General features: G+C 68.2%; 23 protein-coding genes and 1 pseudogene. 11 read left to right on the top strand and 13 right to left on the bottom strand.

Features of this window, described 5'->3' with window-relative positions; all coding sequences use genetic code 11:
• Positions 1-83: 83 nt before the first annotated feature.
• The 6 genes from VGV13_16145 to VGV13_16120 all read right to left on the bottom strand — a co-directional run bounded on the left by VGV13_16145 (position 84) and on the right by VGV13_16120 (position 8,088).
• A complete protein-coding gene (locus tag VGV13_16145; GenBank protein HEV8642622.1) occupies positions 84-1,625 on the bottom strand; it encodes an ABC transporter substrate-binding protein in 1,542 nt (513 codons plus the stop codon).
• 19 nt (positions 1,626-1,644) lie between these two features.
• On the bottom strand, positions 1,645-2,544 hold the full coding sequence (locus tag VGV13_16140) for an ABC transporter permease (GenBank protein ID HEV8642621.1): 900 nt from the start codon (positions 2,542-2,544) through the stop codon (positions 1,645-1,647).
• Between the two features lie 193 nt (positions 2,545-2,737).
• Positions 2,738-3,694 carry an ABC transporter permease gene (locus tag VGV13_16135; protein ID HEV8642620.1) on the bottom strand — a complete coding sequence of 319 codons (957 nt, stop codon included), beginning with the start codon at positions 3,692-3,694 and terminating at the stop codon, positions 2,738-2,740.
• 22 nt (positions 3,695-3,716) lie between these two features.
• On the bottom strand, positions 3,717-5,333 hold the full coding sequence (locus VGV13_16130; GenBank protein ID HEV8642619.1) for an ABC transporter substrate-binding protein: 1,617 nt from the start codon (positions 5,331-5,333) through the stop codon (positions 3,717-3,719).
• A gap of 86 nt (positions 5,334-5,419) precedes the next feature.
• Positions 5,420-6,955 (bottom strand): ABC transporter substrate-binding protein, encoded by a 1,536-nt coding sequence (locus tag VGV13_16125; protein ID HEV8642618.1) that lies wholly within the window; start codon positions 6,953-6,955, stop codon positions 5,420-5,422.
• Between the two features lie 434 nt (positions 6,956-7,389).
• Entirely contained in the window at positions 7,390-8,088 is a 699-nt protein-coding gene (locus VGV13_16120; protein ID HEV8642617.1) for an iron-containing redox enzyme family protein, read from the bottom strand.
• Between the two features lie 113 nt (positions 8,089-8,201).
• On the opposite strand from VGV13_16120, the gene VGV13_16115 reads away from it, so the two are divergent.
• From VGV13_16115 to VGV13_16100, 4 genes are all read left to right on the top strand, one after another.
• Positions 8,202-9,803, top strand: coding sequence for an ABC transporter substrate-binding protein (locus VGV13_16115; protein HEV8642616.1), 1,602 nt, complete (start codon positions 8,202-8,204; stop codon positions 9,801-9,803).
• 195 nt (positions 9,804-9,998) lie between these two features.
• Positions 9,999-10,985, top strand: coding sequence for an ABC transporter permease (locus VGV13_16110; GenBank protein ID HEV8642615.1), 987 nt, complete (start codon positions 9,999-10,001; stop codon positions 10,983-10,985).
• 16 nt (positions 10,986-11,001) lie between these two features.
• A complete protein-coding gene (locus VGV13_16105) occupies positions 11,002-11,829 on the top strand; it encodes an ABC transporter permease (GenBank protein ID HEV8642614.1) in 828 nt (275 codons plus the stop codon).
• Positions 11,830-12,005: 176 nt separating this feature from the next.
• The gene (locus VGV13_16100; protein ID HEV8642613.1) at positions 12,006-12,209 is read left to right on the top strand and encodes a hypothetical protein; all 204 of its coding nucleotides are present in this window, start codon (positions 12,006-12,008) and stop codon (positions 12,207-12,209) included.
• A 21-nt stretch (positions 12,210-12,230) separates the two neighbouring features.
• Here the strand turns inward: VGV13_16100 and VGV13_16095 are convergent, their stop codons facing one another.
• From VGV13_16095 to VGV13_16085, 3 genes are all read right to left on the bottom strand, one after another.
• Positions 12,231-13,124 carry an NAD(P)-dependent oxidoreductase gene (locus VGV13_16095; protein ID HEV8642612.1) on the bottom strand — a complete coding sequence of 298 codons (894 nt, stop codon included), beginning with the start codon at positions 13,122-13,124 and terminating at the stop codon, positions 12,231-12,233.
• A 256-nt stretch (positions 13,125-13,380) separates the two neighbouring features.
• The gene (locus tag VGV13_16090; GenBank protein ID HEV8642611.1) at positions 13,381-13,605 is read right to left on the bottom strand and encodes a hypothetical protein; all 225 of its coding nucleotides are present in this window, start codon (positions 13,603-13,605) and stop codon (positions 13,381-13,383) included.
• Positions 13,606-13,778: 173 nt separating this feature from the next.
• Positions 13,779-14,504 carry an SDR family oxidoreductase gene (locus tag VGV13_16085; GenBank protein HEV8642610.1) on the bottom strand — a complete coding sequence of 242 codons (726 nt, stop codon included), beginning with the start codon at positions 14,502-14,504 and terminating at the stop codon, positions 13,779-13,781.
• A 110-nt stretch (positions 14,505-14,614) separates the two neighbouring features.
• Here VGV13_16085 and VGV13_16080 point away from each other — a divergent pair, with 110 nt between their 5' ends.
• The 3 genes from VGV13_16080 to VGV13_16070 are packed head-to-tail and all read left to right on the top strand — an operon-like array spanning position 14,615 to position 17,480.
• Positions 14,615-15,499, top strand: coding sequence for a hypothetical protein (locus tag VGV13_16080; GenBank protein ID HEV8642609.1), 885 nt, complete (start codon positions 14,615-14,617; stop codon positions 15,497-15,499).
• Between the two features lie 56 nt (positions 15,500-15,555).
• Positions 15,556-16,467, top strand: coding sequence for a TAXI family TRAP transporter solute-binding subunit (locus VGV13_16075; GenBank protein HEV8642608.1), 912 nt, complete (start codon positions 15,556-15,558; stop codon positions 16,465-16,467).
• An 11-nt stretch (positions 16,468-16,478) separates the two neighbouring features.
• Positions 16,479-17,480 carry an aldo/keto reductase gene (locus VGV13_16070; GenBank protein HEV8642607.1) on the top strand — a complete coding sequence of 334 codons (1,002 nt, stop codon included), beginning with the start codon at positions 16,479-16,481 and terminating at the stop codon, positions 17,478-17,480.
• A 529-nt stretch (positions 17,481-18,009) separates the two neighbouring features.
• Here VGV13_16070 and VGV13_16065 read toward each other — a convergent pair.
• The 4 genes from VGV13_16065 to VGV13_16050 all read right to left on the bottom strand — a co-directional run bounded on the left by VGV13_16065 (position 18,010) and on the right by VGV13_16050 (position 20,420).
• Positions 18,010-19,104, bottom strand: a complete 1,095-nt coding sequence (locus VGV13_16065; protein HEV8642606.1) for a heparan-alpha-glucosaminide N-acetyltransferase domain-containing protein — start codon at positions 19,102-19,104, stop codon at positions 18,010-18,012.
• Positions 19,105-19,176: 72 nt separating this feature from the next.
• Positions 19,177-19,704 (bottom strand): DUF488 domain-containing protein, encoded by a 528-nt coding sequence (locus VGV13_16060; protein ID HEV8642605.1) that lies wholly within the window; start codon positions 19,702-19,704, stop codon positions 19,177-19,179.
• A 19-nt stretch (positions 19,705-19,723) separates the two neighbouring features.
• Complete coding sequence (locus tag VGV13_16055) at positions 19,724-20,176, bottom strand: PIN domain-containing protein (protein HEV8642604.1); 453 nt, start codon at positions 20,174-20,176, stop codon at positions 19,724-19,726.
• Positions 20,166-20,420 carry a hypothetical protein gene (locus VGV13_16050; protein ID HEV8642603.1) on the bottom strand — a complete coding sequence of 85 codons (255 nt, stop codon included), beginning with the start codon at positions 20,418-20,420 and terminating at the stop codon, positions 20,166-20,168. The genes VGV13_16055 and VGV13_16050 overlap by 11 nt, the downstream gene beginning before the upstream one ends.
• Positions 20,421-20,644: 224 nt before the next feature.
• Here VGV13_16050 and VGV13_16045 point away from each other — a divergent pair.
• The 4 genes and pseudogenes from VGV13_16045 (at position 20,645) to VGV13_16030 (ending at position 24,349) form a co-directional block, all read left to right on the top strand.
• Positions 20,645-20,842 (top strand): annotated as a pseudogene (locus tag VGV13_16045) (enolase C-terminal domain-like protein).
• A 91-nt stretch (positions 20,843-20,933) separates the two neighbouring features.
• Positions 20,934-21,839, top strand: coding sequence for a sugar ABC transporter permease (locus VGV13_16040; protein HEV8642602.1), 906 nt, complete (start codon positions 20,934-20,936; stop codon positions 21,837-21,839).
• 136 nt (positions 21,840-21,975) lie between these two features.
• Positions 21,976-22,860: a carbohydrate ABC transporter permease gene (locus VGV13_16035; GenBank protein HEV8642601.1), complete on the top strand. Its 885-nt coding sequence runs from the start codon at positions 21,976-21,978 to the stop codon at positions 22,858-22,860.
• Between the two features lie 25 nt (positions 22,861-22,885).
• Complete coding sequence (locus tag VGV13_16030) at positions 22,886-24,349, top strand: extracellular solute-binding protein (GenBank protein HEV8642600.1); 1,464 nt, start codon at positions 22,886-22,888, stop codon at positions 24,347-24,349.
• Positions 24,350-24,801: the final 452 nt, after the last annotated feature.

Genomic DNA, 24,801 nt, shown 5'->3' with positions numbered 1-24,801 from the left:
TCCGGAGATTAGCGCATGACGGGCTTCCTGTGCAAGAGCATCAAAAGACGGTTTTACTCCAGGTCGACCGTGGTCGAACTCGCCTAGGGCCCCTTGAGCCTCATGTCCTCATAGGAGGGGAACGGGCTCATGGGGATCGAGGTGATCGTGTGCTCGGTCACGCGCGGCCCCACTCCCATGAGGGCGCGCAGGTCCATGATGGGCGCGAACATCGCCCGGTCGATGGTGAGCTGCTGGATGCGATGGAGCAGGGCTTCGCGCCTGGCCGGATCCCGCTCCCGCGCCTGCTGCAGGAACAACTCGTCGATGTCGGGATAGCCCCCGTAGGCGTAGCTGCCCTTGGAGTAAATGAAGGCTTCGACGCGGCTGGCGGCGTTGCCCGAGTTCCCCACGGCGGTGAGGAACAGCCCGCGGAGCTTTTTCTCCCGCCAGGCGGCGTAGAAGGTCGCGCGCTCCACCGGCCGCATCTTCACCCGGATCCCCACCGCGTTCAGATAGTTCACCGCGGCCTCCGCCACCGTGAAGAACGGGGGAATCGGCACGAAGTCCCCGGCGTCGAAGCCATTGGGATAGCCGGCCTCGGCGAGCAGCCGCTTGGCCTTTTGGGGGTCGTAGGGCCAAGGCTCGGCCTGCAAGGCGAAGTCCATGACGCGGGGCACGATGACGCCGGCCGGCGGGCACAGGCCCACACAAGCGGCCTCGTTGATCGCCTGGCGATTCAGCGCGTAATTGACCGCCAGGCGCAGGCGCTTATCGTTCCAGGGGGACTTGGGATCCCACTGGTCGGCGAACTCGATCCAATAGATGGACGCGTGCCGCGAGGGGACGAGCGTCAGGCGCGGGTCCCGCTTCACGTCCTCCGCCTCGGGGCCATCGAAGGCATAGCCGATGTCCGCCTCTCCCTTCTTCAGCATCGCCAGGCGGGTGGTGCCTTCGGCGACGCTCTTCATGATCAGCCGCTTGACATTAGGCACACGCCGCCAGTACCCCGTGTAGGCCTCCAGCACCACGTCCACGCCGGGCGTATGGCTCACGAACTTGTACGGGCCGGCGCCGATGGGATGCTTCCGGAAGCCGTCGTCACCGACCTGCTCCATATATTTCTTGGGGACGACGATCCCGGCGGCCGTGGCCGTGGTCCCGTAGAAGGTCATGAAGTCCGGCCAGGGCTCCTTCAGATGGAAGCGCACCGTGAGGGGATCGAGGACCTCGACCCGCTGGACGCGCGCGCGCAGCTCCTTGGCGCCCGCCCCCTGGTAGCGCTCGAAGCTGAACTTCGCGTCCTCGGCGGTGACGGGGTCGCCGTTGTGGAACTTGAGTCCGCGGCGCAGCTTGAACTCGTACACGCGCCCGTCCGGGCTCTCCGTCCACGACTCCGCCAGGCTGTTGCCCATCTTCTGCCCCGGCAGCGGGCGGACCAGAGCGTCGTGGAGGGCATAGAGGATCCCGAAGGGCGTGATCTGCGGCGGAGCGGTGGACGGGTCGAACCAGGTGGGGGCGATGGTGACATGCCAGGCCATCACCGCCTCTCCCGCAGGGGCCGGCTGAGCGGCGACTTCTTGGGCCACGCCCAGGATCAGCACGGCTGCCATGAGCACCATTACGATGCGTCGATGGGGGTCCATGTTCTCCTCCACTTGCCGCTCATCCCTTCCGCAACTTCGGGTCGAGCGCGTCTCGCAAGGAATCGCCGAAGAGGTTGAAGCCGAACACCCCCAGGCTGATCGCGATGCCGGGGAACAGGGCGATCCACGGGGCCTTCTCGGCGTACGACGGGGCGGAGCCGGAGAGCATCAGCCCCCACGAGGGCGTCGGCTCCGCCGTGCCCAGGCCCAGGTAGCTCAGGGCCGCCTCGGCCAGGATGGCGCCCCCCAGCTGCGCGGTCAGCATGATCAGATAGGGGGCCATGACGTTGGGGACGATGTGCTGGAGGACGACGCGGCGCCGCGAGGCGCCCAGGGCCTGGACGGCCTCAACATACGGGTTCTCCTTCACCGCGAGCGCGGTGGCCCGCACCACCCGCGCCGCGCGCGGGATGATGGGAATGGAGATCGCGATCACCACGTTCTCGACCGCCGGTCCCAGGATCGAGGCGATGGCCAGCGCGAGGATCAGCTGCGGGAACGCCAGCAGGATGTCCATCAGTCGCTCGAGGAGGAGATCCACCCTCCCGCCCCAGTACGCGCTGACCACACCCAGCAGAAGGCCCAGTGTGCAGCCCGCGAACGACGCGATGAAGCCGACGAAGAGCGCGATCCGCGCGCCGTACATGATCCGGCTCAGCACGTCGCGGCCGAACTCGTCGGTGCCGAACCAGTGCTCCGCGGTCGGCCGCGCGAACTGCAGCCCGTAGTCGGCCCGGTACGGGTCGAACGGCGCCAGGACTTCCGCGAAGGCGGCCACGCCCATCATCATCAAAATGATCAGGGCTCCGACGGCGCCGAGCGGCTTCGTCCGGATGAACTTCACCCCCTCCTGACCGATGGTGAGCCGCGGCGCCAGGGGGACCGAGGCCGCCGTGTGGGTCAGGACGGTGGTCGCCATCACACTCGGAGGGGGGCTTCGCCCCCCTTCCGAACCCTCCCCCCAGGATAACGGGAGCCGAGCGGCGGCCGCGGGCTGGGCCCCGCCGCCGCGCAGGCGACCAACTCCAATCGTTGCGCCGGCAACGCTGGCGCTAGAACGGTGCCGAGTTCAGGGAGTGCGCGGAGATGTACGGCCATCTTACGATTGACCTCTACCGGTACCGGATCCGTGGATCGAACCACGCGTAGGTCAGGTCGACGAGGAGGTTCACGATCACGAAGCCGAACGCGATGAGGAACACCAGGGCCTGCACGACGGGGTAATCGCGGTGGGCGACGGCGTCCACCACGAACCGCCCCACGCCGTTCAGCGTGAACACCGTCTCGGTGACGACGAGGCCGCCGATGAGGAAGGCGAACTCCGTCCCGATCAGCGTGATCACCGGGAGCATCGCGTTCTTCAGCGCGTGGCGGATGACGACGGCCCGCTCCCGCAGCCCCTTGGCCCAGGCGGTGCGGATGTAGTCCTCCCGCAGCACCTCGAGCACCGTGGACCGCGTCATGCGGGTGGTGACGGCGGCGTACCGATAGCCGACGGTGACGACCGGCCAGACCATCTGCGAGAAGTTCGCCCAGGGATCGACCCAGGGCGGGGTGTACTCCAGCGGCGGCCCCCAGCCGAAGTAGATGACGAGGAACAGGATGCACAGGATCCCCACCCAGAACGACGGGATGGCCAGCCCCCCGAGGCTGATCACGCGGATGAGGTAATCGACCCAGGTGTCCTGGCGGACGGCGGCGAGCATGCCGAAGGGGATCGCGATGAGCACGGAGATCATCGTCGCCATGAGCGCGAGCTGGAGACTCAGCGGCAGACGAATGAGCAGCTCCTCGACCACCGGCTGCCCCGTCCACAGCGAGGTGCCGAAATCGAGGCGAAGCACCCCCCAGAGCCACGTGCCGAACTGCACCAGCAGTGGCTGGTCCAGCCCGAGCTGCTGGCGCACGGCCGCGAGCTGCTTCGAATCGATGTGGCCCGCCTGGTCGCCGCCCAGGACCAGGAGCGCCACGTCCCCGGGGATGACCCGCATGATCAGGAACACCAGGGAGGCGGCCCCGAGCAGCGTGGGAACGACCAAGAGGAGTCGCTTGGCGACGTACGTTCGCATGGCGCGGTCGCCTCCCCGCCGCTCAGTCCTCCGCCAGCCAGACGTCCTGGAGCTTCTGGTTCGTGTAGTGGCTGGGCGGGGCCACGTAGTTCTTCACCTTCGCCCAGTGCACGACGTTCCGCGTCCACCAGAGGCCCGGCATGTAGTACGCGTTCTCGAGGACGATCTTCTGCAGCTCGTTGACCAGCTTCTTGCGCTCGGCGGGGTCGAGGGTCCTCGCCTGACGCGAGAACAGGTCGTCGATCGCCGGGTCGGAGAACCGGCCGTAGTTCTGTGGGGCCCCCGTGGTGTAGCGATTGAGGAACTGGTCGGGGTCGTCCATGAACTCGACGGTGGGGCCGATGATCAGCTCGAAGTTCGCCTCTCTTAGATCGGAGAACCAGGCGGCGGTCTCGATCGGCCGGTTGTCGACCTCGATCCCGATCTTCCGCCACTCCTGGATCACGAACACCGCGAGGTCCTGGTAGGGCAGCTTCACGTTGCGGTTCTTGAGCACGGTCTTGAAGCCGTTGGGGTAGCCCGCCTCGGCCAGGAGCCGCCTGGCTTCGGCCCGGCTCTTCTCGGCGTCTCGCCAGAAGCCCGGGAACTTCTCGAGCTCGGCCGGCGGCATCGCCCACTCCGTGCCCGGACGCATCAGGGCCCCGGGGTCCCGGAGGCCCGTGAGCTGGTAGAGCACCTTGCCGGCCGTGTAGCGGTCGAAGCCGAGCGTGAGGGCCTTGCGCACGCGAGGGTCGGTGAACGGCTTCACCGTGTTGTTCATCGTGATCCCGAACTGGCCGACCATGGGCGTCTGCTGGACGACGACCTTGTCGCCGAGCTGCTTCTTGATCGCCTCCACCTCGGCGTTGGGCAGGTCGCGGAACTCGACGTAGGCGCGCCCGGACCGGATGGCCGCCGCGCGCACAGACGTCTCCGGGCTGATGAAGAACTTGTAGCCGTCGAGGTAGGGCCGGTCCTTGACGAAGTAGTCGGGGTTGCGCACCCCCTCGAACGCGGCGCCGCGCGTGTAGTTCTTCAGCTTGAACGGCCCGGAGCCCACGACGTTCGTCTTGAAGTAGTTCGGGTCCTTGTCCAGGTACTTCTTCGGGAAGATGACGTTCCACGGCGAGGCCAGGTTGTCCAGGAGCGAGGCCGACGGGAACTTCAGCTTGAACACCGCGGTGCTGGGATCGGGGGCCTCGATCCGCTCGACCGCCGAGTATGCGTTCTTCCGGATGCTCCGGACGCCCTGCGGCGGGAAGACGATCTTGTCGTAGGTCGCCTTGACGTCGGCGGCCGTCAGCGGCGAGCCGTCGTGGAACTTGACGCCCTGACGGATCTTGAACGTGTAGGTCAGCCCGTCGGGCGCGATCTTCCACTCGGAGGCCGCGTCGCCGATGATCTTCGGGTAGTTGTAGGGGTCGATCTGCAGCAGGAGGCTGTAGAGCGGCGCCACCAGCTGGATGTTGGCGAAGGTGCTCTCCTGGTGGGGGTCGAGGCTCGGCGCGTCGGCGCCGAGGACGGCCAGCAGGACGCCGCCCCGGCGCGGGGTCTCCGCTGCCTGAACCGCGGCTCGGGTGGCAACGACCACCGCGGCGACCAGGACGAGGAGGAGAACGAAGGTGACAAGCGTTCCTTGACGTCGGATTCGTGGCGCCATCTGACACCTCCCCGAAGTACGGTCGCGCTTTCTCTGGGGGGCTCCGCGGCGTGCCCCCTCGAACTCCATGAAGATCCCGAAGTCCATTACTGGCCCTTGAGCCGCATGTCCTCGTACGCCGGGTAGGGGAACAAATGCACCGAGTCCAGCGCGGGCTCGGCCAGCCGCGGCCCGACTCCTCTCAGGGTGCGGTAATCCATGATCGGCGCGAACATCACCCGCTCGATCGTGAGCTGCTGGATGCGATAGAGCAAGGCTTCGCGCTTGGCCGGATCCCGCTCCCGGGCCTGCTGCTGGAACAGGTCGTCGATGTCGGGATAGCCCCCGTAGGCGTAGCTTCCCTTGGAGTACATGAACGCCTCGACGCGGCTCGCCGCATTGCCGGAGTTCCCCGCGGCAACGAGGAACAGCCCGCGCAGCTTCTTCTCACGCCAGGCGGCGTAAAAGGCCGCGCGCTCCATCGGCCGCATCTTCACCCGGATCCCCACGGCGTTCAGGTAGTTCACCGCCGCCTCTGCCACCGCGAAGAACGGGGGAATCGGCACGAAGTCCCCGGCGTCGAGACCGTTCGGATAGCCGGCCTCCGCGAGCAGTTGCTTCGCCTTCCGCGGGTCGTAGGGTAGGGGCGCGGCCTGGAGAGCGTAGTCCATGACGCGGGGCACGATGACCCCGGCCGGCGGGCAGAAACCGAGACAGGCGGCCTCGTTGATCGCTTGGCGATCCAGTGCGTAATTGACCGCGAGCCGCAGGCGCTTGTCGTGCCACGGGGACTTGGGATCCCACTGGTCGGCGAACTCGATCCAGTACATGGACGCATGCTTGGAGGGCATCAGCTGGAGGCGCGGGTCCCGTCTCGCGTTCTCGGCATCCTCGCCGTCCAGGGCGTTGGCGAGGTCGGCCTCGCCGTTCTTTAGCATCGCCACGCGCGTGGTTGTTTCGGGGACGGATTTCAGGATGAGCCGCTTGACGTTGGGCACCTTCCGCCAGTACCCCGTGTAGGCCTCCAGCACCACCTCGATGCCGGGCTTGTGGCTCACGAAGCGGTAAGGGCCAGCGCCAATCGGATGCTTCCTGAAGCCGTCGTCCCCGACCTGCGTGAGGTACTTCTTGGGCACGACGATCCCGGCGGCCGTGGCCGTGGTCCCGTAGAAGGTCATGAAGTCCGGCCAGGGCTCCTTCAGATGGAAGCGCGCCGTCAGAGGGTCGACGATCTCCACCCGCTGGACACGCGATCGCAGTTCCTTCGCCCCCGCCCCCTGGTAACGCTCGAAACTGAACTTCACGTCCTCGGCGGTGACAGGATCGCCGTTGTGAAACTTGAGCCCGCGGCGCAGCTTGAACTCGTACACGCGCCCGTCCGGGCTCTCCGTCCACGACTCCGCCAGGCTGTTGCCCACCTTCTGTCCCGGCAGCGGGCGGACCAGGGCATCGTGGAGGGCATACAGCATCCCGAAGGGGGTGATCTGGGGCGGGGCGGTGGACGGGTCGAACCAGGCCGGGGCGATGGTGACATGCCAGGCGATGACCACCTCGCCGGCAGGGACCGTCTGGCCGGCAGCCCCGGGGGCCAGGGTCAGCAGGGCGGCTACGAGCACCAGGACGACGCGACGATGTGGGCCCATGTTGTCCTCCCCTGCCCCGGGCCGGGCGCCGAGGGTGGGATGTCACGCGAGTCGCTTGGTGCGCCAGAGGATTGGCCCAAAGAGGGTCCACGTCAAGTGGCACTCGGTGCCGCGCGCTCGATGGGACCCGAGGGGCCGGCCAGAAGGTGATCGACGAGGAGGGTAGCATCGTTGAGCTGGCGATCTGGAGAGTCCCCGCAATGCCACGCAGCCCGGCTGGCGTTCGCTATCGTTTGGCATTCGTTCGTCGCGGTGAGACGATTCCCGCCGTGCCAGGTTCTCCATCGCGTCGAGTACGGCGTCTACAGCTGATCCGCGTCTAGTGCCGTTCCAACTTGTTGATACTAAATCTGTCCACGAACGACGTACACGGTGCCTTCCTAGGCGCGAATAGTTGGAACGGCACTAGCCTCGCCCCTCCCCCGCCCTCAGCCCTATAGATGGCGCCGGGCGAGCCCTTCGGCATAGGCCTCGAGCAGGCGGTGCATCTCGCGCATCGCGCTCTCGGCGGCCTCGCGGTCCGCCGGGGTCCGGAGATGGGCGAGGATCGTCTTCGTCGTCTCGCCGGACTCTTCCATCTCGACCGCCTCGTGGACCGCGTAGTTCAGGCCGCCCCACTCCGGCCGGCAGCCGTAATGCTGCACGAGGGCGCGGCCGACCGTGCGCGAGATCTCGACGACCTCCTCCTCGAGGAACGCGGTGGCGCACAGCGCCGCGCTCCAGGGGACCTCCTGGGCCAGGCGCCGGAAGAACTCGAGGATCGCCGCCATCTCGGGGACGGGGACGAGGCGGTCGTACACGTCGCGCCCGTACCCGAGGTCGTCGCCGATGCGCCGGAAGAGCTCGTCGTGATCGGGCGTGCCGCCCACCTGCCCGTGAAAGAAACCCAAGTCTTCGACCAGGAGGTGCCGGGAGCAATCCTTCCGGACCTCGAGGTCGTCGCAGCGGGCATGAATGCCGCTGAAGATCCGCGGAAACCAGGCGACGAGCAGATAGTGCTGCCCGATGTGGCCCCAGACCTGCTCGCGCGTCAGCGCGCCGTCCGCGAAGCGCTTGAAGTACTCGGAGCGCCGGAAGGGGCTCCGCGCGTGCAGCTCGGTGGTGACGGCGTCGAACCAGCCCTCGGTCGTCATGCCCCGTCCTCCTGCCCTTTCGCCCTCCGTCGTCTCCATTGCGCCGGCCCTCCGCGCTGACCTAATATCACGCCTGCGTCGCCGGGCAACAATCGCCTGATGGAGGTGCCGACATGATGTTCGCCCGACTGGTCCGAGCGTCCCTGCTGACAGCGGTCGCGGGGCTCCTCCTCCTGCCCGACGCCGCCTCGGCCCAGAAGCACGGCGGCACCCTCGTCATGCTGGTGCAGCCCGAGCCGCCCACGCTGGCCGCCTACCTCTCGACCTCCGGCCCGATCGGCCAGGTGGCGACGAAAGTATACGAGGGGCTGCTCGAGTACGACTTCAATCTGAAGCCCATCCCCGGCCTGGCGGAGTCCTGGAAGGTCGGCGGCGACGGCAAGACCATCACCTTCAAGCTCCAGAAGGGCATACGCTTCCACGACGGCAAGCCCTTCACCAGCGCGGACGTGAAGTTCAGCGTGCTGGAGGTGCTCCGGAAGGTCCATCCGCGCGGAGCCCTCACCTTCCGCGACGTCACCGACATCGACACGCCCGACGAGCACACCGCCGTCTTCAAGCTCCAGAATCCCGCGCCCTACCTGATGATGGCGCTCTCGGGCTACGAGTCGCCGATCGTCCCCCGGCACCTGTTCGAGGGCACCGACGTCAAGAGCAGCAAGTACGCCAACGCCCCCATCGGCACCGGGCCCTTCAAGTTCGTCGAGTGGCAGCGCGGGCAGTACATGCGGCTCGACCGCAACCCCGACTATTGGCGGAAGGGGCGGCCCTATCTCGACCGGATCGTCGCCCGCTTCGTGGCCGACTCCGCGACGCGGACGGCGGCCATCGAGAAGGGCGAGGCCCACCTCGGCGGCTTCGGCGCCATCCCCTACAGCGACGTGCGGACGCTGGAGAAGTTGCCCCACATCGCGGCCACCACGCGCGGCTACGAGATGTCCTCGCCCATCGTCGAGCTCGACTTCAACACCAGGCGCGCGCCTTTCGACAACCTGAAGGTCCGCCAGGCCGTCTCCTACGCGATCAGCCGCCAGTTCGTCATCGACAACGTCTGGTTCGGCTTCGGCAAGCCGGCCACCGGTCCCATCAGCTCGAACTTCGCCGTCACCGGCCTCTATACGCCCGAGGTGAAGAGCTACCACGTGCCCAACGGGATCGAGGTCGCCAACAAGCTCCTGGACGAGGCCGGATTCAAGCGCGGCCCCGGCGGCGTCCGCTTCGAGATCGTCCACGATCTCACGCCCTACGGCGAGGAGTGGCAGCGCTTCGGCGAATATGTCCAGCAGGTGCTGGCCGAGATCGGGATCAAGGCCACGCTCCGCTACGAGGACGTGCCCACCTGGCTGCGCCGCCTCTACACCGACTACGACTTCCAGCTCACCAACAACTGGATCCAGGGCCTGGCCGACCCGGTCATCGGCGTCCACCGTCTCTACCACTCGAACCAGATCCGGCCGGGTACGGTCTTCGTGAACCTGACCCGCTGGTCGTCGCCGCGGACGGACCAGCTCATGGACCAGGCGACGGTCGAGCAGAACCCCAAGAAGCGCGCCGCGCTCTACAAGGAGTTCCAGCAGCTCGTGGTGGAGGCGGCGCCGATCGTGTGGGTGCACGAGCTCCACTTCGTCACCGTGTACCACAAGCAGTTCAAGGACCTCATTGTCAGTCCGCTCGGCATCTACACCACGTTCGATCGGGCGTACCTCGACAAGTAGAAGCGGCACGCCGAGCATGACCGGTGGCCCGGGCGGGGGGCCGCGGCGCGGGGATAACAAGGGGTGGCGAGACCCGTTCCCGCCGCCCGAGCACACGCCCCTGCCCCCCAGATGGAGCCCAGCCGCGACACGACAAATGGCCGCCGGCCTCGTGGTCGAGCCACCCCCTGCCCTCCCCGCGCCGCGGCCCGGCGCATGAGCGCGGGGCGCGGCCGCGCCAGCTACCTCCTGCGGCGCCTGTTGCAGGCGGTACCGGTCCTGCTCACGATCGTCGTCCTGAACTTCTTCATGCTCCACCTGGCGCCCGGCGACGCCGCCGATGTGCTGGCCGGCGAGGCCGGCTCCGCCTCGCCGGAGTACATGGCCCAGCTCCGCGCGCGCTTCGGCCTCGACCGGCCGCTCGGCACCCAGCTCGTCCTCTACGTGACGAACGTCCTCACGCTGAACCTCGGCTTCTCCTTCCGCCACAGCATGCCGGTGCTCGACCTCATCCTGGCGCGCCTCGGGCCGACGCTCCTGCTGATGGGCGTCGCGCTCGTGCTCTCGGTGAGCGCCGGCATCGGGCTGGGGCTCCTGGCGACGGTGCGCGTGCACAGCTGGCGCGACACGCTCATCTCCGTCCTGGCCCTGGTCTCCTACGCGACACCGCTCTTCTGGATCGGCCTGATGCTGATCGTGGTCTTCTCGCTCAGGCTCGGCTGGTTTCCCACCAGCGGGATGGAGACGGTGGCGGCGTTCTACGGGGGCTGGCGGCGCGTCCTCGACATCGCGCACCACCTGGTGCTACCGGCGCTCACGCTCTCGCTCTTCTACATGGCGCTCTACACGCGGCTGATGCGCGCGGCGATCCTGGAGCAGGCGGGGATGGACTACGTGGCGACGGCGCGGGCCAAGGGGCTCAGCGAGCGGCGGATCGTCCTGGCCCACGTGCTGCGCAACGCGATCCTCCCGGTGGTCACCATGGCCGGCGTGCAGGTGGGGAGCCTGCTGGGCGGCTCGATCGTCGTGGAGTCGGTCTTCGCCTGGCCGGGCCTCGGCCTGCTGGCGTTCCAGTCGCTCTTCGCCCGCGACCTCAATCTGTTGATGGGGATCTTCCTCCTCTCGACCTGCCTGGTGATCGCCGTCAACCTCGCGGTGGACTTCACCTACACGCTTCTCGATCCGCGGATCCACCTCGGATGAAGGCGGGAGCGCGGCGATGAGAGCGTTCGGGCGCCGCTTCGCGCGGAGCCGTGCCGCCATCTTCGGGACGGCGCTCCTGGCGCTCATCGTCCTGGTGGCGGCGGCAGCCCCGGTCGCCTTCCCGGGAAGCCCCTTCCGCCAGGTCGACCGACCCTTCCTGGCGCCCTTCGGCGAGCGCCTCTTCGGCACCGACCAGCTCGGGCGCGACGTGGCGGCGGGCATCGCGCACGGCGCGCGGACGTCGCTGATGATCGGCGTGCTGGCCACGGCCGTCGCCGTCCTCCTCGGCACACTGATCGGGGGCTGCGCCGGCTACTACGGGGGCTCGGTCGACGACGTCCTCATGCGGGCGACGGAGTTCTTCCAGACCATCCCCACGTTCCTCTTCGCGATCCTGCTGGTGGCGATCATCACGCCCTCGATCAAGAGCATCGTCATCGCCATCGCGGTGGTGAGTTGGCCGCCGGTGGCCCGCCTCGTCCGCGGCGAGTTCCTCGGCATGCGCAGCCGCGAGTTCGTGCAGGCGTGTGTGGGCCTGGGCATGAGCGACGCGCGGGTGATCTTCCGCCACATCCTGCCCAACTGCCTCTCGCCCATCGTCGTCACCGGCTCGCTCATCGTCGCCACGGCGATCCTGATCGAGTCCGCGCTCTCTTTCCTGGGGCTGGGCGACCCGAACACGATGAGCTGGGGCTTCATGATCGGCGCCGGGCGGACGTTTCTCCGGAGCGCCTGGTGGCTCTGCACGATCCCCGGCGTCGCCATCTTGATGACGGTGCTCGCGATCAACCTCCTGGGCGAAGGCCTCAACGACGCGCTGAACCCGCGGCTCAGAAACCGCTGACCCGGCTGGGAGGCACGCGGCCGAGAGCCGGGATGGCATCGAACGCTGGGCCTTTCTGGCACGCCGCATGGGATCTTGTCCGGCAAGGCCTTGAATTGCCATCAATCTGCCGCCGAGGGGTTAGGCATCGAATATGCGACTCCCCCATTCGGAGGGGAGGTTTCCCGATGCCTACTATGCCTACCTTCAGGCGGATCAAGATCCAGGCGACCGTCGAGACGCAGGCGATGCTCCTGCCCGACGACAAAATCGACGGAGCCCTGGGCGAGCTTCGTGAAAAGCTGGAGCAGCTCGACCTCGCGATTCTGTCCGTGGAGCCTGCCGAGCCTCCGCCCATCCAACTGCCGGAGACGCCGAGCGACGACCCGTGGCTTATCTGAGGGCAGCCGGTAACGTGAGTCCTACGTGCGCACTCGGACGCCGGCCCGCTCCTCCTGAATCATGAAGGGCGCCGAGAAGTCTTTGTCGCCCCAGCCACGGGCCAGGGCCTCCACCAGAGTCTGCTCGGCCAGCGCCGCCATCTCCATCGGCACGTTGCACTCCCGGGCCAGCTCGGTCGCGAGCCCCAGGTCCTTGCGGGCCAGGCGCAGCGCGAAGCGGACGGTATCGAAGTCGCCCTTGAAGACGATCTCGGGCAGCACCTGCGTGAGCAGCAGTCCCTGACCGAACGACCCGCCCTTGACGGCGGCCAGCAGCGCCTCCGGACGCACCCCGGCCTTGACGCCCAGGGTGAAAGCCTCGGCGACCACCTGCCGCGTGCAGATCCCGATCATGTTGTGGACGAGCTTGGCGATCGTCCCGCAGCCGATGCCGCCCATCAGGCCGACCTTGTCGCCGATCGCCTCCAGAGCGGGCTTGATCTGCCGGAAGAGCTTCTCGTCGCCGCCGACCATCACCTGCAGCTTGCCACTCCGGGCGCCCCACACGCCGCCGCTCACCGGCGCGTCGAGCATGTGGACGCCTTTCGCCTTGAAGAGAGCATGAATGCGGCGGATGAGGCTCGGCGACCCGGTGGAGAGATCGGCGTAAACGGCCCCCGGTGCGGCGCCGTGGATGATGCCGTTTTCCCCGAGCGCGACGGCTTCCACCTCCGGGGGGCCCGGGAGCGACGTCAGGATCAGCTCGACATCCTGCGCGGCGGCCCGCGGGCTGTCGGCCCACGTGGCGCCGCGCTCCAGGTGAGGCGCCGCCGTCTCCTTGCGGACGTCGTGAACGACGAGGCTGTGGCCGGCCTTCATCAAGTTCAGGGCCATCGGCCCACCCATGTTTCCCAGTCCGATGAATGCAATGCGCATGTTCGCCTCCGCTCTGATGATCCTGACGCCTCAGGAGATTTTCGTCCCGCCGCCCGTTTGCATCGCCTCGAAGGTGATGGATGGAATCGATCATGGATGCGGTAAGTCTAGTGCCGTTCCAACTTGTTGATACTAAATCTGTCCACGAACGACGTACACGGTGCCTTCCTAGGCGCGAATAGTTGGAACGGCACTAGGCGGCAGACGACGGCATGGTCAAAGGGGCCGCGGACGGAAGTGCGGGGTCGGGGGGCGACTAGGATGCGAGGCGAAGACCGGAGCGGATCTCGAAGACCTCCTGGTCGAGCAGCGATCCGTTCGGGATGCGGCTCAGGCTGCCGCAGAAGCGGCAGTGGATGAACGCCGGCTCGCGCGCGACGTAGGTGCTGCCGCACTTGGCACATCCGCCGGTTGGGGGGCGGTGCGCCCGGGCGCGCCAGAGCGGCACCACCTTAGGCTTCGTGGCGACCGGTCTTTTCATCAGAGCCCACATTTTACACGTCTGGAACCCCTAATCCAGCATCAGTTCCAGACCCGCGCTGACGCGATACGCCGAACGCTCCGGTTAGCCCTTGCCTCTGTCGCGTGAGACCGTGTGAGGGCCTGCCCAGGCGTCTGTCCTGGGCTCAGTTTGGCCCGGTGGCGAAGAGCTCATCAGCGGGTGACATCGACCGCTGCGCCCCTGGGGGCGCGCCGGTGGCCCGTCGCGAGATCAACGATCACGCGCGCGACCGACTCGGGCCTGATCAGCCCCGCCCGCTGACGGCCGCTGACGCCGACGGCTCGGCGAGCCATCTCGGTGTCCACCAGCCCCGGGCACACGGCCCAGACGCGCACGCCGGTGCCGGCGAGCTCTTCGGCGAGCGCCTCGGTGAACCCGACGACGCCGAACTTGCTGGCGCAGTACACGGCGAAGTCGGCCATCCCGGTCTTGCCGAGGAGCGAGGCGACGTTGACGATGGCGCCGGTGCCTTGGCGGAGCATCGCGGGAAGCGCCGCACGGCTGACGACCAGGGGACCGCGAAGGTTCACGGCGAGCGTCCGCTCGAGCGCACGCAGCGGTAGGGTCGCCAGCGGCCCGGCTCGCAGCACTCCCGCGTTGTTCACCACACAGTCGAGCCGGCCCCAGCGGCGGAGTACCGCGCGCACCGTCCGCTGGACCGACACGGGATCGGCGACATCGGTTCGAAGGAACATCGCGGTCGCGCCGGCCCTCCGGAGCGCCCGCTCGGTGCGCAGGCCCAGCGTCGGACGCAGCTCGGCGAGGGAGACGGCGTAGCCCTCGCGGGCGAAGGCCTCGGCCGTCGCGCGCCCGATCCCGCGACCCGCGCCCGTGATCAGCGCGACGGGTGGTCGTTCGGAACTCTTCGGCTCAGGCACTCGTGCTCACCTCACCTCTTGGGGCCGACGTCTTGCCGCCGCGCGGGAACCCCCGCCTAGTGCCGGAACGGCACTAGGATAAGATCTGGCGCGGCTCAGGAGGGCACGCCATGACGCGGCAGGCCGAACGCACGCGGGTCAAGATCGTTCCGCACTTCATGCGGCTCCAGGAGTGGATCGCGCTGGAGGAGGGCTACTTCGAGGCCGAGGGGCTCGAGCCCGAGCTGCTCGACGACGTCATGCACCGCGTGAGCGGGCACCGGGGCGACGCCTACAAGACCCGGCCGCAAGACAAGCCCTTCGTCGAGGGCACCCTGGTCGCCAACTCTGCGTGTCACTGGGGAAGCGTCTGCAACGCCGGCGCCGGCATGGGCAAGTTCGTGCCTGACGTGTACGGCGTGGCGCGCTTCGGGATCTACGTGCGGCCGGGATCGGCGCGGGCGCGGCTCAGCGATCTGCGCGGCGTTCCGGTGGGCGTGGGCATCATGGCCGGCAGCCACTTCACCACGCTGCAGACGCTGGAGAAGGTCCTGCCCCGCGATCAGATCGTCATCCACAACTACGGCGGGCCGGGACGCCGCCTGCTGGGGCTGCTGGCCGGCGAGCTCGAGGCCGCCACGCTGCTGGACCCCGAGATCCCGATCGCCGAGATACGCGGGCTGCGCAAGCTGGCGCTGGCGGAGTTCAAGACGCTCTTCTGGGTCCACGAGCGGCTCGAGCCAGGCATCCTCACGGCGTACTTCCGCGCGCTCCGGCGGGCCGACGACGAGCTGCGGGCCCATCCCGGCAAGCATCTGCACCTGTGGGTGCGCAACGTGCCGCCGGAGCTGCGCGGCGACTACGACTACGGTACCTTCGGCCTGGGCGAGCTGCTGTTCTTCGAGCCGTACACGCACGCGGAGTTCGAGGAGGCGATCAGGTTCGCGGAGTCGTGGGGCCTGACCGGGCACATCCGGGACCGGCGCTACGAGGCCCTGACGATGACGCTCGCGTGACGGCCCTCGCGCCGCTGACGAGCCCGGCGGCGGCGTGGTGTGATACGGTACGCCAGATGAGCGCCACCGCCGCTCAGGCCCAGAAGGACGTCGTCAGCCTCGGGACCGCCACGCCGGGCGGCGGCTTTCCCGTGTACGGCAACGCCGTGGCCGCGAGCATCAACGAGATCGATCCCACGCTGGACGTCCAGACACGCCACACCAAGGGGAGCACCGAGAACGTGCCGCTCCTGGAGGCTGGGCAGCTCGACATCGCCCTCGTGCAGGGCGAGGTGGCCCACGAGGCTCTGAGCAGCATCGGCCGGCCGCCGGCGAACCTCCTGATCCTCGCCGCCATGTACTCCTCGCCGGGCATGTTCGTCGTTCGCGGCGACTCGCCGGCGCGCACGATCGGGAACCTCACGGGCCAGCCCGTCGCCTTCGGCGCCCGCGGCTCGGGGCTCGTCATCCTCGCGCGGTACGTCCTGGACGGGCTCGGCCTCGACCAGCAGCGGGACTTCCAGGCGGTGTTCCTGGACCAGGCGGCCGACGGACCGAAGCTGGTGATGGACGGGCGCGTCACGGCGCTGTGGGGCGCCGGCGTCGGCTGGCCGGGGTTCGCGCTGGTCGCCCGTGGGCCCGCCGGCGCGCGCTTCATCGCGCCGGACGCGGACGGCATCAAGCGCATCCAGGCCAGGCACCCCTTCCTCAAGGTGATGACGGTTCCGGCCGGCTCCTATCCGGGTCAGGACACGCCGATCGTGTCGGTGGGATCCTGGAGCTTCATCATGGCGCGCCCCACGCTGCCGGACGAGCTCGCGCACCGGCTGGCGCGGGCGCTCCACCGCGGCCAGGCGGCGCTGGCCGCGCGTTTGCCCCAGGCGCGCGAGACGACGGCCGCCAACACGGTGGCGGCGGCGCCGCGCCCCGAGCTGATCCACCCGGGCGTGCGGCGGTACCTGCGCGAGATCGGTCTGCTCCAGCCTTAGGGACGATGGCGATGGACTATCGAACTCTCGGAAAGACGGGCCTCAAGGTCTCGGCGCTGGGCTTCGGCTGCGGCAACGTCGGCGGGCTCATGGTTCGCGGCACGCCCGCGGAACGGGAGCGCGCCGTCGCCCGGGCGGTCGAGCTCGGCATCAACTACTTCGACACCGCCCCCTCGTACGGCGACGGCTTGTCCGAGCGTCACCTGGGCCAGGCGCTCAAGGCCGTGAAGGCTCCCGTGTACGTGGGCACCAAGTTCCGCCTGGATCCCGGGCCCGTCGAGAACATCGCCGGCGCCGTCGCCCGCTCGCTGGAGGCGAGTCTCCAGCGGCTCGGTCTCGAGGGGGTCGACCTCCTGCAGCTCCACAACCGCATCGTGCTCGAGCGACGTGACGGCGACATCGACGCTCGGATGTTGCTGGGCGCCGTCGTCCCCGCGCTCGACAAGCTCCGGCAGCAGGGCAAGATCCGCTTCTACGGCATCACCGCGCTCGGGGAGACCGAGGCCTTGCACCGCGTGATCGATGCGGGCGTGCTGGACACGGCGCAGGTCTGCTACAACCTGCTCAATCCCAGCGCCGGCCTGGAGGTGCCCGCGGGGTTCCCGGCCCAGGACTTCCGCGGTCTCCTCCGGCGCACGAAGGCGCAGGGGATGGGAGTGATCGCCATCCGCGTGGCCGCGGCTGGCGCGCTGAGCGGCTCCCCCGCCCGCCACCCGATCGCGGCGCCCAAGGTGGAGCCGATCGCCTCGGGGCCCGACTACGCCAGCGACGTGCGGCGCGCGCAGATGCTCGGCGCGCTCGTGCGGGAAGGACACGTGGAGAGCCTGGTGGAGGCGTCGCTGCGCCTGGCCGTGGGCACCGAGGGGATCTCCACGGTGTTGCTCGGATACTCGAGCCTCGAGCATCTCGAGTACGCCGCCGCCTGCGTGGCGAAAGGTCCGCTCCCGGGACCGGCGCTGGACCGTCTCTCCGCCCTCTGGAGGCAGCTCCCCAGCGTCGGTGCGGTGTCGTAAGCCCGGGGTTGGCCGCGCGGGTCACCTTCGGCGTGGAGAAGGGGGCGATCCTGACCCTGCTGGGGCCGAGCGAGTGCGGCAAGACGACGCGGCGGGCAACCTCCGCGTAACACGCACCCACATCTTGTCCACATTTTCACAGTTATCCACAGGCGTCAGAATTGCACGGCGTGACGCGGTCTCGCGGTCGTGGTCGCCAAAAGCGACGGTCTATTCATCCACCGCGAGGACCGGCGCAAGAATTCTCCCATTCGACGGGCTCGCGCGCGCCTGGAGGCGCGCGCACACGCATTTGATGCGGGCAAACGAAGCAGCTGGGCGATACCTTCCGGCACGCGCTCACGGTCGCCAAGATGCGGGCGATGCCGACGAGCCGAACGACCCACGAGTGCGAGATCGTGAACGGCCAGGGCATGAGGGTGCTCTCTCGGACGCTCGCGCGCCCGAGCGCCGCCCGCCGCAGGTGGTGCCCGAGACTCCCTAGGTTGTTCGTTGCCCTCCAGCCCTGCCATCGTCTCCTCCTCCGCGGTCACCGCCGGAGCCGGCGAGCGACGCGCTTGATCTCCAGCCAGGCCTGGCCCAGGTACACCAGCGCGACCATCAGAGCGGCATTGGCCAGCCAGTAGAGCCCCCAGTGGTTGAAGCGCAGACCCAGGTACTGATTGATCAGGGTCAGCACGATGAGTTGATGGACGAAGTAGAGCATCAGCGCGGTCTGGCCGAGGACCACCAGCCACGCGAGCGGGCGCTTCTTCACCTCCATTAGCCAGTACGTCGCCGCCAGCAGGCCGCCCAGCATGCCCAGCACCCAGAGGGTGGTGGCGCCCCGGGGGATCCAGTGACGGTTGAGGAGGAAATCGCGCCTGAACGAGACGCGCGGGCTCGTCTGCATCCACCAGTCGTAGGCGAAGAAGGCGGCGACGCAGGCGAGGCCCACCAGGCCGACGATCCAGAAATACCGCCGCTCCTCCCGCTCGCCGCGCCCGCGCGCCTCGAGCCACCGCCAGCCGGCGACGAGGCCGATCAGCGCCATGCTGATCCACGGCCACGGCGCGAAGTCGAGGAACCAGATCTTGGCGACCAGCGGATGGTGGGTGAGCCACGCGCTCAGGTCGGCGTACGCCCAGACGAACGAGAGATAGAACAGCGCGGCCACCGCCAGCAGCCCGTAGCGTGCCGCCGGGAAGCGTCCGAGCCAGAGGGCCGGCGCCAGCACGATGATGCTGAGGCCGATCGTCTGTAACACGCCGCCGCTCCAGATCGGGTCTTCCGGGAAGACCAGGAGATTCAGGAGAAGGCCGTTCAGGATGATCACCAGACCCCGTCCGACGTACTTGCCGAGGACCGGCCAGGGGGCGGAGCGCTCGGCCGCTGTCAGGTGGCCGAAGGAGATGGGCAGGCAGAAGCCGACCAGGAACAGGAAGATCGCCGCCGGCAGCGTCACCGATCCGTAGACCAGGTAATAGCGCCCCCAGCCCATGGAGACGTCCATCCACCAGCGCGACGTGTGGTTGATCACCATCAGGATCAGCGCGACGCCACGCAGCGCATCCACGAAGAGCATCCGGCTGCGCGTCGCCACGGCGGGCGCCTGGGGCTCGGCAACGGTCAGCAGTCCGGCCACGTCGGTGGTCTCCTCCCGGCGGAGTCGCCGGGCCCAACTTGTACTCCGGGCGCCGGCCAAAGGAAAGAGGCGCTAGGCCGGCGGGCGACCGCTCGCCGGATACGTGAGGGTCGTGCCCTCCACCTGCGCCCAGGCCGTGAGCGCGTGGGGCGCGGCCGGCCCGGCGCTCACGATGTGCTCGACGGGAAGGCCGCGCACCGTCAGCGCGTCCGCGACGAGGGAGCGGTGGCAGCGCCAGGGCACCGTCTCCGCGCACATGATGGCGGTGGACCGGCGACGGCTCAGGGCGACGAGCGCTTCCAGGTTCTTCGCGAACTCGGGCGTCTGCATGTAGTCGGCGTAGCCCCTAAAGCCCTGGTTCCGCCACCCCCCGTTGACCGAATCGGGACGCGGGCGGCGCAGCCCGCCCAGCCCCGGCATGTGCGCGTACGCGATGCCGGCGGCGCCGAGACTCTCGGGAAGCGTCTCCCGGTTGAACTGCGGATTGCGCCGGGAGCGCGGGATGGTGCGGACGTCCACCAGCTGCGTCACGCCGTGGGCGCGCAGCAGCTCGACGAGCTCGTCGAGCGACCGCGTGCCGTGCCCGATCGTCCAGATCACCGGCTGGCGCCGGGCTTCGTCAGATCCCCAGTTCAGCGGACGTGAAAGATCGGGCGAATGGATCGCGGAACCGCACACCTTCGAGGGTCCGCCCGTCCGCGAAGTCCTCGCTGAGCACCACAGAGACCTGGTTGAGACGAGCCGTCGCCCAGATCTGGGCATCCCAGTAGTCCAGGCGGTGGTCCCGGGCTCCACGCGTGGCCTCGAGGACGACGAGCGGCGTCACCGGGAACACCCGCCACGCGCGCAGCAGCGCGGCCGCCTGCGAGGCGGCATCGGCCGAGCTCAGCGCTGGACGCAGCTTCCGGGTGACGGCACGGTACCACTCGCCCAGCACCTGCGCGGAGAGGACGCCCCGACCGGTCGCGACCAGAGGCCCCAGCGTCTCCAGCGCCCGGGCCTGCTTCCGTGGCTCGCGGCCGTCGTAGGCGTACACCAGCACGTTGGTGTCGATGAGGACCTCAGCGATCATGGAGCTGGCTCCGCGTCCAGCGCCGCCTCGTGACCCGGCTGGCCGGCTTCCGCCGCCGGGCGACGTACCGCACGACCGCCTGCCACGCCGTCGGGTCCGGGGCCGGGCCAGGGCCCGCGGCGAGCCGGTCGAGGCTTCGACGGATCAGTTCGGCCTCGGTGACGCCGTCCTGACGGGCCCGCTCCTTGAGCACGCGGTCATGGTGAGCCACGATGTAAACTTGCTTGCGGATCATTCGGGCCATTGCGCATACATCGTAACATACATCGCTCGAGCCCCATGGACCGCTCGCCGAAGGGCACTCCCTCCAGTTCAGGAAGCCTTGACACGCCCCGGCGCCTATGGTGTTCTCCCGGCACCACCGGAGGTTCCGCGTGAAGGTCACGCACATCGAGACGTTCGCCGTCGACACCGGCTTCAAGCCGCCGCGCCCCTGGCTCTTCTGCGCGATCCGCACCGACGAGGGCGTTCCAGAACCTGAACCTGTGCGCCGCCGTCTCGAACGTGCAGATCATGGAGAGCGATCCCGACGCGGTCCCCCTCCGCGACGAGCTCTTCACGGCGCTGCCGGAGATCAAGGACGGCCACATGAAGATCCCCACCGCTCCGGGCTGGGGGACGGAGCTGAACGAGAAGGCCGCGCGCACGTACGCCTGGACGGGGTGAGAACCGGGACCTTGCTTGACAGGTCTCGGGCGCGTGTGGTCTGCTCCCGGCACCGTCCGAGCGGGGCCCGAAGCCGCCCCGAGGGAGGCTCATGCGGGGATCCGCCTTCGCCCTGAAGCGCAAGCAGTGGGAGCCGCTGGCGTTCGCCTCGCCGTCGCTGTTTCTGATCGCGCTGGTCATCGTCTTCCCCCTGCTGTACGCCTTCTATCTCTCGCTGCAGAACTTCGACCTCTCGGTCGGCCCCGACTACGAGTTCGTCGGCCTCCGGAACTACACGGAGGCCCTGTTCCGCGACGCGCGGTTCTGGGGTTCGGTCTGGAACACCGCGGTCATCATCGCCCCATCGCTCGCGCTCGAGCTGCTCTTCGGGCTCGGAATCGCGCTCCTCCTCAACCGTCCTATCCGCGCCCGCCCGATCCTCACCGCGCTCCTGGCCATCCCCCCGATGGTCTCGCCGGTCATGGCGGCCATGGCCTGGCGGATGATGTTCGGCGTGAAATACGGCGCCATCAACAACCTTGGACGGCAGGCCGGCATCATCGACGTCTACTTCGACTGGTTCTCCTCGCCGTTCATCGCCACGGTGGCGGTGGTGCTGGTCGAGATCTGGCACAACACGCCGTTCATGATGCTCGTCCTGCTCGCCGGCTTACAGTCGATCCCCCAGGAGCTCTACGACGCCGGCAAGGCGGACGGGGCCACGCCCTGGCAGAGCTTCTGGTTCATCACGCTGCCGCTGCTCAAGTTCACCATGGCCGTGGCGGTGATGATCCGGATGATCGACCTGACCAAGCTCTTCGGCCTGATCTTCATCCTCACCTACGGGGGGCCGGGCGGGTCCACCGAGACGCTGGCCTTCAACACCTACCTGGTGGGCTTCAACGACTTTCGGATGAGCTACGCCTCGGCGCTGTCGTACCTGATCGTCCTGGGGGTGCTCATCCTGACCCTGATCTTCCTCAGAGTCCAGCGCCACCGCGAGGCGAGGGCGGCATGAGACATCCTGTGTCAATCCAAGAGTCCCGCGCCCTTCCTCGAGCGCCGGCGTCGCCGGCGCAACCTGGGCTGGGGGAGGCCTGGGAGGGGGCCGTCGCGCCCGGGGGGCGCGCCTGTGAAGTCGCCCCCTCCGACCTATGAGCACCGTCGCTGCCACGACCTCGGCAGTCTCCGCGCAGCGGGTAAACCGCTATCGCGTCCAACGCTGGGCGGCGAGTGGGCTGACGTACCTCGGCCTGGCCCTGGCCCTCGTCTTCTTCCTCGGTCCCTTCTTCTGGATCGTGACCACCTCGCTCAAGGGCAACGAGGACTTCTTCGCCTACCCGCCGGTGTGGATTCCCGCCGAGCCGTCACTGGCCCACTACCAGCGGCTCTTCACCCACTCGAGCGGCGCGCGCTACTTCACCAACAGCCTCCTGATCTCCTCGCTCAGCATGTTCGCCGCGCTGGTGGTCAGCCTGCCGACGGCCTACAGCATCGCCCGCTGGCGGTTCGGCGGCGACTTCCTCAGCGTGGTCCTGCTGGTGCTGCGCATGCTGCCGGCCATCGCCCTCATCATCCCCGTGTACCTCATGTACAAGGTGCTCGGGCTCACCAACAGCTACCTGGGCCTGGTCACCGTCTACACGGTCGTCTACATTCCCTTCGCGGTGTGGCTGATGGTGGGGTTCCTGCGCGATTTCCCCATCGAGATCGAGGAGGCGGCGCTGATCGACGGCTGCTCGCGCCTGCGCGCCCTGCTCACAGTCGTCGTCCCCATCGTCGCGCCCGGGCTGGCGGTGGTGGCCCTCTTCGCCTTCATCGCGACCTGGAACGAGTTCCTGTTCGCAGTGGTGCTGACCGGGATCGAGACCAAGACCATGATGGTGCTGGTGACGACGTTCACCAGCGGGGGCACCGACACGTTCTACGGCGAGGCGTCGGCCTCGGTGGTGCTGGGCGTCCTGCCGGCGTTCGCGGTGGCCTTCCTGCTGCAGCGATATCTGGTCAAAGGGCTGGCGCTCGGCGGGACGAAGGGCTAGCGGTCGGAGAAGAAAGGGGGCTCACATGAGACGATTCTTGCCCATGGCGTTGGTGGCCAGCGCGCTGGTCGGCCTTATCGCGCTCGGGGTGCTCCCGGTGCGCGACGTGGGGGCGGCGCGACCCTACGAAGGGACCACCATCCGGGCGGTGGTGAACGCCGAGTACGTGAAGTACTCGCTCTCGCTCGTCGAGAAGGACCTCTACGACAAGCTCGGGATCAAGATCGAGACCGAGGTGATCCCGCTCGACGCCTTCGTGGCCAAGACCCTGCTGGAGTTCAACAGCGGCCAGAGCCCCTGGGACCTCATCATGTTCGGCCCCTCGAACATGCCGGACTACGGGCGCCACTTCGAGCCGCTGGAGCCCTGGATCCAGAAGCTCAAGCTCGAGTTCGTCATGGACGATATCCCGGACGTGTACAAGAAGCTGATGCTCCGGCACAACGGGAAGATCGTCAGCATGCCGTACGACGGCGACATCCACATGCTCTTCTATAACAAGGTCGCCTTCGAGCGGCCCCAGAACAGGTCGAAGTTCAAGTCCAAGTATGGCTACGAGCTGCGGCCGCCCAAGACTTGGCGGCAGTGGGACGATGCCGCGGAGTTCTTCCACGGCTGGGGGTGGGACGGCAGCGACAGCAAGCTCTTCGGCGCCGGCGCCTCCTACAAGCCGAGCGGCAGCGGGTACTCCTATCACTGGTGGCGCGCCCGGTTCTTCTCGTACGGGGGCATGTACTTCGACGCCAGCATGAAGCCGCTCATCAACGGCCCCGCCGCCGTCCGGGCGCTGGAGGAGATGGTGCGGACGATGCCGTACTATCCCCCCGGCGTGCTCCTCTTCGAATCGGAAGAGCCCAAGACGATGCTCATCAAGGGCGAGGTGCCGATGCTCTACTCGTGGACGAGCACCGGCAAGCGCGTCGGCAACCCCGCCGAGTCGGTGATCATCGGGAAGGCCGGCTTCGGGATCGTGCCCGGCGCCGAGATCGACGGCAAGATCATCCACCGGCCGCCCCTCACCCCCGGCCGGGCCATGGCGGTTTCCGTCTACTCCCAGAAGAAGGAAGCCACCATGAAGGTCCTGGAGTTCATCTCGCACCCGGACCAGAGCCTCAAGATCGTGATGGACCCCAAGACGATCATGGATCCCTGGCGGATCTCCCACCTCCGCTCCGAGAAGTTCCGGAAGGCCTTCCCGGGCGCCGACGAGTACCTGGATGCCATCGAGAAGAGCTTCCCCCACGTGGTGCCCGACCCGGTGATCCCCGGCGCCAACGAGTACCAGCGCAAGCTCTCGTTCGAGATCACCGAGGCGCTGGCCAAGCGCAAGTCGCCCAAGGAGGCTCTCGACACCGCCGCGCGCGAGTGGGACAAGATCACCGAGCGCCGCGGTCTGGAGAAGCAGAAGGCGCTCTGGGGCGAGAAGCTGCACGAGATGAAGCTGGTCGGGATCGAGTACCGGCCCGACTGGGCGGCAAAGGCCAAGTAGCTCGGCGTCGCGGGCCCCTTGGTTCTTCGTGGCGTCGGTCACCGTGACCGGCGCCTCCGCCGCCGGCGGCACCGAGCGCGCGGAATGCGTCACGTCGGCTCCGCCCGGCACGGGCGCGACGTCGGTGTTGTTCGCTTCCTGAAGGCGGGGCGACCGCGCGCTCCCGTTCGTCGGGGAGAGTGGTCGGCCGTAAGCTCCTAGTGCCGTTCCAACTTGTTGATACTAAATCTGTCCACGAACGACGTACACGGTGCCTTCCTAGGCGCGAATAGTTGGAACGGCACTAGCCGGGGGAAAGGGCCCCGATCTGTGCTGTCGCGCCTCACCGCACCGTGAGCGTGAGGTTACCGCCGAGGAGACTGAAGCTCGCGGCCCCCGTCTGTAAATAAACCTGGACGTCCACCGTCCCCGCCGAGAGCCCCGGGAGATTGGGCGCGATCGCCGTGGCGCTG

It is taken from the genome of Candidatus Methylomirabilota bacterium, assembly GCA_036001065.1.
Taxonomy (GTDB): Bacteria; Methylomirabilota; Methylomirabilia; order Rokubacteriales; family CSP1-6; genus MNEF01.
The sequence above is the reverse complement of the archived record's forward strand: the minus strand, read 5'-3'. Positions and strand labels throughout refer to the sequence as shown.